The following is a 12,699-nucleotide window of genomic DNA, read 5'->3' as shown; positions in this document are numbered from 1 at the left end:
GAATTGCAAGCTGTTCTAGGCGACGACCGTTCCAATGTAACGCAGACATGCAAGCGATACCATCTGAGGGCGGCTTGGTCCGCTCCTCGATGGTCGGTATCGGTTGCGGCGAAAGAACGGTTTGAATTTCGCCCTTCAGATTGGCTTTCAATGACTGGTCTGACGACATCGGCTGCAACGCAGCGATGTGTGTGCCGCGCCTGCAAGCAGATGCTGCGTCAGCAAACACCCGGAAGGGCAACGGCGGCTGTGTCCGCATAGCAGTCATTTATGCCTTGTACAGCGATTGTCTACTTGAGCCCAAAGAGTCAAATGCTGCATCTTGCTTAAATGTCAGTTCCCAGGCGCAAAACCAAAGACGGGTTTGTCCTAGGTAGAAGCGACGCAAACAATCTGATCGAGGTTGATTTGACAGTAGAATTGCAGAACCTGATGCTAGGACAGCGAAATTAGGAGTGTTTGTATGTCCTTCAAACAACAGTGCCAGGAGGTGTTCGACCACTATGTCGCCTGCTACCGACAAGGGGACGCCAATGGATGCGCTTCCGTGTTTGCAGCGCAAGCAGAGATGTACTCTCCCTTCGGCCCACCTTCCATTGGAAGGCAAGCTATTGAAGACACACATGCAGAGTGGGTCGCGGAAGGTGGAGAAGACAAAAAAATCAATGTCTCTAGTGCAGGTCGAGACGGCGAAGTCGGCTGGTGTCTTGCAGAATTTAGCGAAGGCACGACAGGTGAAGGCGTTTCGCTGAATGTGCTTGAGCGACAACCAGATGGTCGATGGCTAATCACCCTATGCAGCCTTAATGAGACGCATCCCTAGAATTTAAACAGCTTGCTGCCGTCTGTTCCCATGCGTCGAATTGCCGATGTTAAATAGTTTTTATCTAAACCAACCGAGCCGAGCTAAATTGAAAGGAATCTACCATAGCCTCGCAATTGAGTTGTTTTGTTCGGTTTTGGGTTGAATTGTTCCAAGAATAACGCACTTTTGGCTGAGTTATGGTGCGTTCAAGTTGATCAAGCCACTGTACGACAATCGAAAATTGAGCGCGTATAGTGAACCGTGCAATCTTATGGGAAAATCGTGCAAACCTATGCGCAAATGCTGTGCAAAATTATGGGCGAAGACACCCAGATTTTCTGAATAAAATCAATGATAAGAATGCAGCGTTATGCGCGTCCCTACAATTTTTGTGTAGGATCGCCCAAATTCCTGTTTTGACCCAAAGCTCTGACTAAATTGCCCAAAGTTCTATTGGCGATGCAATCAAGAGTTGAAATTTTTAGTTTCTTGAGTGCGAACTCAACTTTTAGGCGATAGCGAATGCGTGGCGGCTGCGGCATCCTCTGATTTGAAATCTCCAATAGGCCCACTGATCGCGGCAACAAATCACCGCGGCCAGTTGGGCGCTGTACCTATCGAACCCTGAGGTGACCCTTTGGCAGTCAACGGTCGGCTTCGGATGACTGCACGACCTGGGTCTGATTTGGCAACTAGGTCCAATGCAATGGCTAAATTCTACCGTGCGCACCTGAAGCAGTTTGTGTCTGATCACAACGACGGATGGGCAGCACGCTTGGGCGTTGTACCCACGGAAACTAGGATTCTCAAAAGATGAAAACCCGGTGGGGGAGCTGTAAACCTGCCACAGGCCGCATCCTACTGAACCTCGAACTTGCCAAGAAGCTGTCTAGCCCCCATGTTGTGGGCCATTTCGGACTAGAGTTTCGGGGACTGGTGGGCTTTGTAAGGGTGGAGAGTTGCTTAAGTTTGACGCTGAAACAACGAAATTACTAGAAACCGCCTATCAGGGAGCCGAATTGACGCGGCGACGACAGGTGTCATTTGATGCGCTGTGCCCTTCTCCCGGTGAAACTATTTTGGACATCGGATGTGGCAACGGGCTGTTGACAGCAGAGTTGGCTCGCGCAGTTGGCTCGGATGGCTGTGTCATCGGGATCGACCCAAGCACTGACATAACAGCGGCCGCTAAAGAACGATGCAGCGACTACGCAAACGTGGAGTTTCGTGCTGGTGCCGCAAATAGCTTGCCCATTGAGGATGAGAGTGCTGACAAAGCGGTCTCGGTACAAGTCTTTGAGTACATCGAAGACGTAGACGGTGCGTTGGCTGACACGCTGCGGTGCGTCAAACCCGGCGGGCGGCTTGTCATCAGTGATCTGCACTTTGGTAGCTTGATTTGGTTCAGCGATGAGCCCGACAGAATGCAAAAGATGCTGACTTCCTGGAACCAGCACTTTGTGAGTGGTTCCCTCCCGGAAAGACTGCCCGCACTGATAAAGGCTCGCGGCGACCATGTGGAAGATGTCTTGTCGTTCACTATGACAGATCACCAGCTAAAGCCTGATGGCCTCGCAATCATGATGATGCACCTCATGAAGCAATACGCTGTCGCAAATGACTATGTTGATCCCGCAGTTGCGCAATCGTGGTTTGACGAACAGTTCAGCCTTGCAAAAGTTGGACGCTTCTTCTTTTCGATGACCCAATTTGTCGTCGTGGCGCGTAGAAAAGGGTGATCGAGCGAAGTAACTCGGCCTAGGTTCTTCCGCAGGCTTCCTGAAAGTCGCGGTTGAAGAGACCCCCATTGGTGTCACAGTCGCCCCAATTGGTGCTGCAAATCTTTTGTCCATACTTAATTGTCGTCGGTGATGCCCCAAGGAAGTGCCAGACGTGCAGGCATTGATCAGACGTTCGAACGACCGCAGTGATAGGTGTGATGACAGAAGGTCTCGTGTTGCTACTTACTCTATGGCGACAACACAGGTGCGTGGCTGTCACTTCCAGCTTGCAGCTGCATTTTGGTGCGATCTAATCGCCTTATTCGGCCGATTGTCACCAAGTGTTGTCAGAACTTTCCTGGATACAGGTTCATCATGTTCTGCACGTCAAGCTCACTCGAAAACGCATCGGGATTACTCCAGATCACGTCATTAATATAGTCGCGTTCCTCGTGAAGATCGTTGGCTGTAGGCCGCAGCTTCCGGGTTTCGGGGAAGGCTCTTTTGGTCCAACCGAACAGTCCACCAAATACGGCCCAGAGGCTGGGTGACATTGTATGGGAAGCCATCTCATGGTCCTTTCCGAGTTAATTGCGCTGTCGCAACAACAGTAACTGTTCTCCCGTTTTTCTGGTATCCGGCACAAAATTGTGCTGTTCTACAAAAATGAAGAACGGGTTCCGAAATTGGTCGGATATTCGTGTGTTCCTCTCTGTCTTCAGAGAAGGGTCGACGCTTGCGGCCTCTAGAAAGCTAAAGGTCTCCCAACCAACGGTTGCCCGACGCATTGATGTTCTCGAAAGAGAAACAGGCTTGACGCTTTTTGAGCGCGGTACGCACGGGTTCAAACCGACCCCAGAAGCCCTTCGCCTCGTTCCCCTCGCCGAAGCAATCGAGACTTCAGTCCTTGAATTTGCCGATTGCGCGAAAGAATTGACGTCGACACAACCCATCCGTATCACCGCTTACTCAGCAAACTTCTCTGCACGCATGATTGAAATCGTAAACGAGTTTTCCGCCGACAATCAGGATGTCGCATTCGAGTTTTTGTCCAGCGTTCGGGCGCTGGACCTGATGGCGGGCGAGGCCGACATTGCTTTGCGCCTTGCAAGAACTGAACCTGATCCTGACCTGATCTGTCGTAAGATCAGCACGGCCCGCTGGTCTTTGTTCGGCAGCAGAAATTACGCGGACAAATTTGGCTTACCGGGGTCAACGAATGATCTGGCCGGGCATCAGTTTGTTACCTTTCAGCGGGACGATGTACCAAATGTATTCCACGAATGGTTGACCAATCACGTGGAGCCGGACCAGATCGTCATGTCTTTCACTGAACTGGAGCTAATGCATGCGGCGATCAGGTCAGGGCAAGGCCTTGGGATCAGCAATGTCAAGCTGGTGGAAACAGACATGTCTTTTATCCGATGTTTCGACGAAATCCCCGAACTTGCGGTGCCGCACCTAATGCTCATTTCGCCGGAAGCCTATCGTCGGCCAGAGGTTAGAGCCTTCGTTAAGTTCTTCGCACCTCGCTATGCGGCAATCTACAAGTAGTTATTTAGGCAAAAAAGGATTGAGAACACGCGAACAAGCTAGTTTGCATGTACGCCACGACCGCAATTGCGAATAGAAGCCTTATGTGGCGAGCCCAAGGATACTTTTGAAGATGACAAAGGGAGGTCGAATTGATCGCCGCGCCCAAGTCGCTGCAAACCGCCTTAACTCCGACATGCCATCACGTGGTGCATGACCAGGTTAAGAACTTCAACATCGTTCTGGTTAAATGTCTGGTATCGGAATTTGACCGTTCCCCGGTCTGGCTTCGAACGTGATGGTGTAATTGCCTCAACCGTGACGCGCACGCTGATCGTGTCACCGGAATACACCGGAGCCAGCCACCGTACCTCGTCCATACCATGTCCACCCAGATTGGTGCCGGTAAGTACACCAGTGTCGCGGAACAACCTGAAAGTAAGCGCTATTGTTTGAAATCCACTGGCGATGAGACCGCCGAAAATCGACTCTGCGGCAGCCACTTTGTTAACGTGGAAGGGCTGCGGGTCATGAACCAGTGCGAAGTCAACAATCGCTCCCTCGGTCAGCGTAACGCCACCGGTTTCGAAAGTTTCGCCAACCGACAAATCGTCGATGTATTTTCCGCTGGCCATGGCAAAAGTATAGTTTGATGCACACTCAACCGTCAACGCGGAGCCACGCTCGGCAGCCACTAATGCCGCATTGTCATTCGACTATGGCAAAGATCGTAATTGAGAACTGAGCCAGTGGTCGTTGACCTATGCCGCGGCGACAAAAAGGTGCGCTTCTTGCGGTACGTGCAATACGCCTTCATTGTCATATCTAGACAAAACGTCTGCAACCTCTTCCACGACCTTGTTGGTGACGTCATCACCTGCATCCCTAAGATCAGTTTCGATTGGCAGCGCCATGATTTGCGCACGAAGGTCAATAAATCTTCGCTCTAGTACCAATGGCTCGTGACGAGCTATCTTAAAGCCTGCATCGACCAACAAGTTCGAAATGAGGTCCCCATCTCGAAACGAAAAAGGCGCTCTGGCCTTGATTGCGGCATCTGTTCCAACATGCTGTTCGAGAGCTTTTGCAAGTGCTCCATTGAAGGGCGACACAGCGCGCCAACATGTCAAAAACAGCTGACCGTCATTGCGCAAGATCCTATGAACTTCTTTCAACGCGGCGGATTTGTCGGGGAAGAACTGAAGCCCCTGTTGTATGAAGGCATAGTCAAACGTAGCGTCTCCGAAAGGTAACTCGGTTACATCTGCTGCATACCACTCGAGCACATGACGACAATCCAGCTGATTGGACTGCGCGACCTCAATCATGGTTTCGTTCAGATCTACGCCAACAACCCGGCCTTCGCCCGTCAGTTTCCTTGCAATCTCTCGCGTCAAAGCCCCGGTGCCGCATGCAATGTCGATAACACAAGTGCCGCTTCGAAGCTGAACCTTCTGCATTGTTGCTTCAGCCAATGGGCCGAACATCGCAGGCACACTATGGTTGTTGTACTTCTGCGCAGCTTCTTTGGTCAGCCGGAAATTGTCCGTCATCAAAAATATCCTCCTAGCAACGCGTCAATAATTGGATCACCCAAAGTGACCCAAAATCGTAGTCTCACGAGGTTTCAACCGGCAGGCTCTCATCGGCGCTCCATTCAGCCCAGGAACCATCATAGAGGCGCGACTTGTCGAACCCCATGTGGCGAAGCGCAAGGAGACCGCAAGAGGCGGCAATACCGCGACCGCAATACGCGATAACCTCGTCGTCGGTTTGAATTCCCTTGTCCTGATAGTGCTGAAGGAGGCGGAGGCGATCCGCCAACCTGAATGAGCCTCGTTCCTTTAGTTTCGCTGCCCGCTCAGCAATGGGTGTGTGTGCCAAATCCGGATCGATGTTCGATATCGCCGGTATGTTAACTGCACCGGGGATATGTCCCGAGCGACCTCCCCATGTGTGAACACCGTCGCCTCGGAAGAGGTCGTTTGGCAGAAAGTCCACAACTCTGACCTCAGGCATTCCTATCGCGTCCAGAACGTCAGTTTTGCTGGCAATCCAATTGCTCTGCACCTTGGGAGCGAAGTCGCCAGGCTCAACGGATGGATCGCCAGTTTCAGTGGGTCGACCTTCGAGTTTCCATTGCTGCAAGCCGCCGTCCAAGACCTGCGCGTTTTTATGGCCATAGTGCGAAAGTGCCCACCAAAGACGCGCTGAAGCCAACGGAAGCCCGGAATCATCGTAGACCAAGACATGACTGTCGTTGGAAACACCCAACTCGCGCATCTTTTTCCCAAAATCCTCTGGCCCGAGCATCATATCGGGAACGTTCTGATTGCTGTCTGCAAGCTCCGTCGACATGCCTACATACACGGCGCCGGGAATGTGCTCGGCTTGGAACTCGCTCCTATCGTCATAGGCCAAGCCTTTGCCGTTTTCCTCCCTAAACTTCCAGCGAACATCAATGATGCGTAGTTTCGGGTCAGTCAGGTTATCTGCCAACCAAGCCGTATCAATGAGCGGGCGAGTTTGGGTTGTCATACCTACGTTCTCCTCTAACCGGACGCGGGCCGGGCCGTATGGAATAATCCCCAAAATTGCTTTCTGAGTCCAATTTTAGGAAATTGGGATTTGATGAAGCAACTATGGTTTGAATGGCATTTCGATGATTTCATGAGACTTCTGAAAGAAACGGATGCTGAAATCAGGGCGCCTCGCAACGTCGATTTCCTTTGACTCGTTTATGGCTAGGCATGCTCATATAGCTCACTGACGGACAGGTTTGGTACAGATAGTGGAAGGTTTGGATGCTTGAAGATCGGTACGGAAGCCCGCTAACGACCACATCACAAGCTGCGCGAGACGCCTACGTTGAAGGCATCGACCGTTTTCTGGGTGCTTTTGATGATGTTGAAGAAGCTTACCGTTCTGCAATGCAGGCAGATGATAGTTTTGCCATGCCCCATGTTGGGCTTGCGCGATACCTTGTTACCGTCGGGCGTGGACAAGATGCAAAGCGTGAAATAGCCGTCGCAAAGGAACTGTCGCATGGCGTCAGCTCGCGCGAAGCCGCCCAGATCGACATTATCAGCGACCTCATTGAGGGGCGTGCACCGCAGGCTTACAGGCGCATCCGGGATCACGTCGCTGACCATCCACGAGATATTTTGCTTGCTCAGACCTGTACCAGCGTATTTGGCTTAATAGGGTTTTCAGGTCAGGCTGGACGCGAGGCGGAGCAGCTTGCGTACACGACCATGTTAAAGCCACACTATGGCGACGACTGGTGGTTTCTCTGTCAGCATGCATTTGCCCAGATGGAGGCCGGACAGATTGGCCCGGCCGCGGAAAACATCGAGTGCGCACTTGAGTTGAAGCCAGACAGCGCACACACTGCACATGTCAGGGCCCATCTCTACTATGAGAACGGTGAGACGGACGCTGGCTACGCTTATCTGCGCGAGTTTTGGCAAGACTATCCCTCCACAGCGTATCTGCACTGCCATCTCAGTTGGCACGTCGCTCTGTGGGCGCTTGAGAGCGGCGATGTGGCGGGTATGTGGAAGCTGTTCGATGATTATGTTTCCCCCGACCGACCTCCTGCGCCACCACTGAACGTTCTGACTGATAGTGTGGCAATTGTTCACCGCGCCTTTTTGGCTGGCGAGCAAATTCCCCAGGAGCGTTGGCAACAACTCAGCGACTATGCTGTTGAGTTCTTTCCTTCACCTGGCTTGGCTTTTGCGGATGTTCACGCTGCTCTTGCGCATGCGATGGCTGGAAACAGAGAGCGTCTGGAATCAACCATTGACGGCGCAAAGGGACCCGCAGGCCCCACCGTTGTTTCTGTCGCAGGCGCATTCCGTGCGTTGGCGGATGGAAATGCGGATGAAGCGATTGAGAAATTCGTAAGTGTCATGTCTGAGCACGAACGCCTTGGTGGTAGCCGGGCGCAACGCGACATTATTGAGTTTTCATTGGCGCATGCGCTGGCAATTTCGGGACAATCGAATGAAGCTCAACGCATTCTCAACATGCATCGACCGCATACCTCTCACGACCATGCAGTTGCCACGCTAGAAGAATAGGGTCCCCCGTATTTTTGACGCCCGCAATGAGCGCAAATTACAGGTTTTCAACGCCACTTTGAACGTAAGCTGTCGCACGACGCTACTAGGTCCCAAAAGTGTTAGTTGGCGGAAAAGAACAATCTGACTGCTGACATCAGCTTTCTCAAATGCCCGTCTTAGGTGTGCAAGCGGTGATTGTGGTCTTGTCGGCGGGCTACTGTGGAGGGATTGGACCGCCCGTCACTCACGCGGCCGACAAGTTGATCAGTTGCCAAGAAGAGTGCTTCGATCAAATGGGGCTCATATAAGTCGGGTCTATGCCTTAGGTCGGCTTTGATGTCGCCAGTATCGAGAAACAGCCCATTGTGGTAAACTCCTCCCTTTAATTAGGGGGTTATTGTGATGGAATACTATGATCTCGGTCGCTACAGCCGAAAGATCACAACCTCGTCGGACGAAGCCCAGCTTTGGTTTGATCGTGGTTTGGCTTGGACTTACGCGTACAACCACGAAGAAGCGATTGTATGCTTTCAGAATGCCGTGGCTGCGGATCCAAATTGCGCAATGGCGCACTGGGGCATCGCGTATTGTATTGGGCCGAACTACAACAAGCCCTGGGAAACATTCGAAGAAGACGAGAAGCCTGACTGTATCGCCTTGGCGAAAGCGTCAATCGAGGCTGCTGCCTCGTTAAAGGACCGGCTGACGCCTGTTGAACGCGCGCTAATCGATGCCATTCCAGCGCGTTATCCATCCTCGTCGGATATTGAGGATTTCAGCCCGTGGAATGACGCCTTCGCTGATGCGATGCGAAAGGTTCACACCGAATTCGATCAGGACCTGGACTTGTCTGCGATTCTGGCCGAGTCGCTCATGAACCGGACACCCTGGCAGCTTTGGGATTTGCCGACCGGAAAGCCCGCCGAAGGGGCCGATACGCTCGAGGCAATATCCGTGCTCGAAAATGCGTTCGATACACTTTCCGGAGCATGGGAGCACGCAGGACTATTGCACATGTACATTCACCTTATGGAAATGTCGCCCCACCCCGAACGGGCACTGCGTCAGGGCGATGTGCTCAGCACGCTGGTGCCCGAGGCCGGGCATTTGTTGCACATGCCGACCCATATCGACGTGTTGTGCGGAGACTATATGAACGTAGTACTGCGCAATCACAAAGCCATATTGGCAGATCGCAAGTTTCTGAAGCGCGAAGGCCCTGACAATTTCTATTCCGTCTATCGGTGCCACAACTATCACTTTAAAATATACGGTGCGATGTTCTTGGGGCAACCATCGGCAGCAATCGAAGCTGCCGATGAGCTGATCGACACCTTGCCGTCAGACACTCTTCAGCCGATGGCGGACTGGTTTGAAGGCTTCATTCCAATGAAGCAACATGTGCTGATCAGGTTTGGTCGCTGGCAGGATATTCTCGATCAGGATCTGCCAGAGGATGAAGAGCTTTACAGCGTGACTATTGCCATGATGCGGTATGCAAGGACGGTTGCCTTGGCCAACCTACACAGAGTCGCCGAAGCCGAGAGTGAAAAAGCCAAGTTCTATGATGCTCTGGCCAGAGTTCCTGAGACCCGAATGCTGTTCAACAACACATGCCGGGACATTCTGAAGGTCGCTGAACAAATGATGCTGGGTGAGTTGGCCTATCACACAGGAGAGCACGAAACGGCCTTTGACCACCTGCGAAAGTCAGTCGAGATCGACGACAACTTACCATACGACGAGCCCTGGGGCTGGATGCAACCCACCCGTCATGCGCTGGGTGCTCTTCTTCTTGAACAAGGCCAGATGGAGGAAGCCGAATCTGTTTACCGTGCAGACCTTGGCCTGGATGCAACGCTTAGCCGGGCCTGTCAGCATCCGGGCAACGTCTGGAGCCTGCATGGTTTGCACGAATGTCTCACCCGGCGCGGTGAAACGGTCGAAGCCGCCCATATTAAGCTACAACTGGACAAGGCCGCTGCCCGCGCCGAGGTGCCGATAAAGGCGTCGTGTTATTGCAGGCAGAAGGCTTTGGCGGCCGAGTAATCTCGGACCAACAGCAATGGCTGGGGCATTTGCGAGGCCCGCTTCTGCCGTTGATCGGGACTTGTTTAACTTCGTTGATGGCAACCGTCTGGGCGACCAGAAGACTGCCAAGCATCGCTTGGATGCCGTTTTGCGGTAAATCAGCCGCATGGTAGCATAGCGTAAGATTTGCAGTCGGGGGGCAACATGGTCTTAACATTCGCACAAATGGAAGCTCAGGAAATATCCAAAGCAAATCCGATTTCAGCAACTGACGCGCTGGCAGTACTGATCGAAGACCCCAACGCACTTGTGGTGGACGTGAGGGATAGCGCTGAAATGGCGGCCACAGGTATCAGCCCCAGAGCCATTCCGGCTCCAGGTCGAGCCGTCGCTTGGATGGCAGTCCTTGAAAGTGAATACAGATCTCAAGAGTTACAGGATCGTGGAAGGCGAATTTTCACCACTTGTGGCGGAACTCCAAGCTACCGAGGCGCGGCAGCGGCAAATGTATTGACAGCGATTGGTTTTCAAAACGTGCAGTTCATCGATGGAGGGATGGCGGCTCTGGTCGCAGCTGGCTCCTCCACAAAGCAGCCTTAAAAAACGGCTAAACCAACGGTCTTGAGCAAACAGAACAGGGGAGTAAATAGATACTTCTCAACTTCCAGAGTTGTGTCTCGATACGACTTGCGACTGAGATATAAGCCAGTTGACGAACACCTTAGCCTCGGGACGCTGAAATTCTGCTTGAGTCTGGATGTAATAGACGCCGAAGAGTGGCTCAGAGAACAACTCAATCATCCGACCAGATGACAGATCGTCCTCGAAAAAAGCTCGGGCAGAATACGTGATACCGTCACCCCGGCGAACCGCAGTCATGATCAGGTTCCCAGGCATGTGATTTATGGTCAATGGCTCGGGAGGTACGACCCCATGATAGGTGAGCCAGTCGGCCGCCTCGTTGGTGCCTAGTTCCTGCAACCAGGGCAGCTTCGTTAATGAGGCCGGGTCACGCAGATCTTGGTCTTCCACCAGTGAAGGTGCTCCGATCACGACCATGTCGGATACAAGGACAGTATCCTCTTCTTTTCTTGGCATGCGTCTATCGTGATACCGAATGGCGACATCGATACCACCTGGCTTTATCTGAACCAGTTCAGAAGTTGGGTTCAGCATCAAAGTGATCTCTGGATGTTGTTGTTGAAACTCTGCCATTCTCGGCAATAGCCACTCCACCGCGAATGCTGGTGACATGGTCACTTGAACGGGACGGTGTGCTGCATGTTCCGCCAGTCGTTCGACACCCCTTCCGATAATTTCAAAGCCGATACCCAGTTCACGTGAAAGAATGATGCCTGGCTCTGTCAATTCAATGCTGCGCCCACGTCTGGCAACGAGAGCTACACCCAAATGTCTTTCCAACGATTTCACCTGCTGGCTGACAGCCGCTTGGGTCACGTTCAAGCGTTCAGCCGCCACCGTGTAACTCCCTGCTTCCGCAACTGCTGAGAAAGCGCGCAAAGCGTTCATCGGGGGAAGGTGCAACCAATCCATACTGTAGATTTTCTATTGTTTAGTCAGACTATTTGAGTCGCATGATATCGGCATTCTTGACATTATTCACAGTGTAATCTGCGCTTCTATTATAAAATATTGGAGCGGATACTTTAGTGCCCATGTCAACCTAGCCGCATGCCAGGAGATTTTGATACGATGGAAAAACTTCAAGGTGGATGTTACTGTGGTGCTGTTCGATACCAGATCGCGACACCACCTGTCTGGTCGGGACATTGCCATTGTCGTTCATGCCAAATGGCCCTTGGTGGCGCCTTTGCAACTTGGGCTAAGGTAGCCGCCGAAGACTTCGCCGTTATCAAAGGCGAAATCCAACACATGGAGAAAACTCCGGGTATTCGTCGCGGGTTTTGTCGGGACTGTGGAACGACGTTGACCTATGCCGCCCTAAATGAAGTTGAGGGCCAAGACTGGAGCGCTGACGCTTGGTTTTCTGCTGTAACGTTGGACGACCCATCGATTGCGAAACCCAAGGCCCACGTCTTCGTGTCACATCAGCAGCCATGGATAAAACTCGACGACGGTCTGCCGACGTTTCTTGAGTTCTAACCAACTTTCCGAGCGCACGGAGGAGAAAGCGATGAACACTGCATACTCATATGCCTGCAAGGATTGCGAGGGCATGGAGGCCTGCCCAGGCAAAGTGGTTGCAGCGACTAAGGACGAAGTATGGAAACTCATGGAACTGCACGCGGTAGTCGCCCATGGAGAAGATCCTAGTTCGTGGGACGCCGATACTCGAGAATATCTGGAAACACTGATAAAGCCCGCGTGATCAAATAAATTAGGCTTCAAATTCCTGCGGATACGCGCCACAGCTCACATCGCCAGCAATTCCTGATGAATTGCGACCATTGCCCAGGTGTCGCGCGTGCAATACGCCACAAGATCAGCATATACCTTAGGGCTGCAGCCGGACGCACCTGCGGACTGCCGTTGAAGACAAGTATTCGGAGCGCCTTTAATG

General features: G+C 52.4%; 14 protein-coding genes. 9 read left to right on the top strand and 5 right to left on the bottom strand.

What is annotated here, in order from left to right; translation table 11 throughout:
- Nucleotides 1-463 precede the first annotated feature (463 nt).
- The 3 genes from AC2FH2_RS10725 to AC2FH2_RS10715 all read left to right on the top strand — a co-directional run bounded on the left by AC2FH2_RS10725 (nucleotide 464) and on the right by AC2FH2_RS10715 (nucleotide 2,544).
- Complete coding sequence (locus tag AC2FH2_RS10725) at nucleotides 464-823, top strand: YybH family protein (protein WP_496823519.1); 360 nt, start codon at nucleotides 464-466, stop codon at nucleotides 821-823.
- Between the two features lie 795 nt (nucleotides 824-1,618).
- Nucleotides 1,619-1,801 carry a hypothetical protein gene (locus AC2FH2_RS10720; protein WP_496694109.1) on the top strand — a complete coding sequence of 61 codons (183 nt, stop codon included), beginning with the start codon at nucleotides 1,619-1,621 and terminating at the stop codon, nucleotides 1,799-1,801.
- Nucleotides 1,765-2,544, top strand: coding sequence for a methyltransferase domain-containing protein (locus AC2FH2_RS10715; protein WP_496823516.1), 780 nt, complete (start codon nucleotides 1,765-1,767; stop codon nucleotides 2,542-2,544). Before AC2FH2_RS10720 ends, AC2FH2_RS10715 begins: the two co-directional genes overlap by 37 nt.
- Before the next feature lie 329 nt (nucleotides 2,545-2,873).
- Here the strand turns inward: AC2FH2_RS10715 and AC2FH2_RS10710 are convergent, their stop codons facing one another.
- Nucleotides 2,874-3,095 (bottom strand): hypothetical protein, encoded by a 222-nt coding sequence (locus AC2FH2_RS10710; protein WP_496823514.1) that lies wholly within the window; start codon nucleotides 3,093-3,095, stop codon nucleotides 2,874-2,876.
- 22 nt (nucleotides 3,096-3,117) lie between these two features.
- Here AC2FH2_RS10710 and AC2FH2_RS10705 point away from each other — a divergent pair, with 22 nt between their 5' ends.
- Nucleotides 3,118-4,080 (top strand): LysR family transcriptional regulator, encoded by a 963-nt coding sequence (locus tag AC2FH2_RS10705; protein WP_142639591.1) that lies wholly within the window; start codon nucleotides 3,118-3,120, stop codon nucleotides 4,078-4,080.
- A gap of 164 nt (nucleotides 4,081-4,244) precedes the next feature.
- On the opposite strand, the gene AC2FH2_RS10700 is transcribed toward AC2FH2_RS10705, so the two are convergent.
- From AC2FH2_RS10700 to AC2FH2_RS10690, 3 genes are all read right to left on the bottom strand, one after another.
- Nucleotides 4,245-4,754 (bottom strand): MaoC family dehydratase, encoded by a 510-nt coding sequence (locus AC2FH2_RS10700; RefSeq protein ID WP_221929497.1) that lies wholly within the window; start codon nucleotides 4,752-4,754, stop codon nucleotides 4,245-4,247.
- 66 nt (nucleotides 4,755-4,820) lie between these two features.
- The gene (locus AC2FH2_RS10695; protein WP_142639589.1) at nucleotides 4,821-5,612 is read right to left on the bottom strand and encodes a class I SAM-dependent methyltransferase; all 792 of its coding nucleotides are present in this window, start codon (nucleotides 5,610-5,612) and stop codon (nucleotides 4,821-4,823) included.
- Nucleotides 5,613-5,676: 64 nt separating this feature from the next.
- Nucleotides 5,677-6,597: a sulfurtransferase gene (locus AC2FH2_RS10690; RefSeq protein WP_142639587.1), complete on the bottom strand. Its 921-nt coding sequence runs from the start codon at nucleotides 6,595-6,597 to the stop codon at nucleotides 5,677-5,679.
- Between the two features lie 266 nt (nucleotides 6,598-6,863).
- Between AC2FH2_RS10690 and AC2FH2_RS10685 the strand changes: the two genes are divergently transcribed.
- From AC2FH2_RS10685 to AC2FH2_RS10675, 3 genes are all read left to right on the top strand, one after another.
- A complete protein-coding gene (locus AC2FH2_RS10685; RefSeq protein ID WP_142639585.1) occupies nucleotides 6,864-8,144 on the top strand; it encodes a tetratricopeptide repeat protein in 1,281 nt (426 codons plus the stop codon).
- A 384-nt stretch (nucleotides 8,145-8,528) separates the two neighbouring features.
- Nucleotides 8,529-10,175 carry a hypothetical protein gene (locus tag AC2FH2_RS10680; protein WP_496823512.1) on the top strand — a complete coding sequence of 549 codons (1,647 nt, stop codon included), beginning with the start codon at nucleotides 8,529-8,531 and terminating at the stop codon, nucleotides 10,173-10,175.
- A gap of 186 nt (nucleotides 10,176-10,361) precedes the next feature.
- Complete coding sequence (locus tag AC2FH2_RS10675) at nucleotides 10,362-10,757, top strand: rhodanese-like domain-containing protein (protein WP_496823510.1); 396 nt, start codon at nucleotides 10,362-10,364, stop codon at nucleotides 10,755-10,757.
- Nucleotides 10,758-10,814: 57 nt separating this feature from the next.
- Here AC2FH2_RS10675 and AC2FH2_RS10670 read toward each other — a convergent pair whose 3' ends face one another.
- Nucleotides 10,815-11,687 carry a LysR family transcriptional regulator gene (locus AC2FH2_RS10670; RefSeq protein ID WP_496823508.1) on the bottom strand — a complete coding sequence of 291 codons (873 nt, stop codon included), beginning with the start codon at nucleotides 11,685-11,687 and terminating at the stop codon, nucleotides 10,815-10,817.
- Between the two features lie 183 nt (nucleotides 11,688-11,870).
- Between AC2FH2_RS10670 and AC2FH2_RS10665 the strand changes: the two genes are divergently transcribed.
- Together AC2FH2_RS10665 and AC2FH2_RS10660 are read left to right on the top strand one after the other, a co-directional pair.
- Nucleotides 11,871-12,281: a GFA family protein gene (locus tag AC2FH2_RS10665; protein ID WP_281286294.1), complete on the top strand. Its 411-nt coding sequence runs from the start codon at nucleotides 11,871-11,873 to the stop codon at nucleotides 12,279-12,281.
- A gap of 31 nt (nucleotides 12,282-12,312) precedes the next feature.
- Nucleotides 12,313-12,507: a DUF1059 domain-containing protein gene (locus AC2FH2_RS10660; RefSeq protein WP_282170805.1), complete on the top strand. Its 195-nt coding sequence runs from the start codon at nucleotides 12,313-12,315 to the stop codon at nucleotides 12,505-12,507.
- Nucleotides 12,508-12,699: the final 192 nt, after the last annotated feature.

This window comes from Ruegeria sp. YTSA105, from assembly GCF_059610225.1.
The sequence above is the reverse complement of the archived record's forward strand: the minus strand, read 5'-3'. Positions and strand labels throughout refer to the sequence as shown.

What these genes read in the sequence shown, in the direction of transcription:
- AC2FH2_RS10725 (WP_496823519.1), top strand. Translation starts at nt 464, where the DNA reads ATGTCCTTCAAACAACAGTGCCAGGAGGTGTTCGACCACTATGTCGCC.
- AC2FH2_RS10720 (WP_496694109.1), top strand. Translation starts at nt 1,619, where the DNA reads ATGAAAACCCGGTGGGGGAGCTGTAAACCTGCCACAGGCCGCATCCTA.
- AC2FH2_RS10710 (WP_496823514.1), bottom strand. Translation starts at nt 3,095, where the DNA reads ATGGCTTCCCATACAATGTCACCCAGCCTCTGGGCCGTATTTGGTGGA.
- AC2FH2_RS10695 (WP_142639589.1), bottom strand. Translation starts at nt 5,612, where the DNA reads ATGACGGACAATTTCCGGCTGACCAAAGAAGCTGCGCAGAAGTACAAC.
- AC2FH2_RS10690 (WP_142639587.1), bottom strand. Translation starts at nt 6,597, where the DNA reads ATGACAACCCAAACTCGCCCGCTCATTGATACGGCTTGGTTGGCAGAT.
- AC2FH2_RS10685 (WP_142639585.1), top strand. Translation starts at nt 6,864, where the DNA reads ATGCTTGAAGATCGGTACGGAAGCCCGCTAACGACCACATCACAAGCT.
- AC2FH2_RS10680 (WP_496823512.1), top strand. Translation starts at nt 8,529, where the DNA reads ATGGAATACTATGATCTCGGTCGCTACAGCCGAAAGATCACAACCTCG.
- AC2FH2_RS10675 (WP_496823510.1), top strand. Translation starts at nt 10,362, where the DNA reads ATGGTCTTAACATTCGCACAAATGGAAGCTCAGGAAATATCCAAAGCA.
- AC2FH2_RS10670 (WP_496823508.1), bottom strand. Translation starts at nt 11,687, where the DNA reads ATGAACGCTTTGCGCGCTTTCTCAGCAGTTGCGGAAGCAGGGAGTTAC.
- AC2FH2_RS10665 (WP_281286294.1), top strand. Translation starts at nt 11,871, where the DNA reads ATGGAAAAACTTCAAGGTGGATGTTACTGTGGTGCTGTTCGATACCAG.
- AC2FH2_RS10660 (WP_282170805.1), top strand. Translation starts at nt 12,313, where the DNA reads ATGAACACTGCATACTCATATGCCTGCAAGGATTGCGAGGGCATGGAG.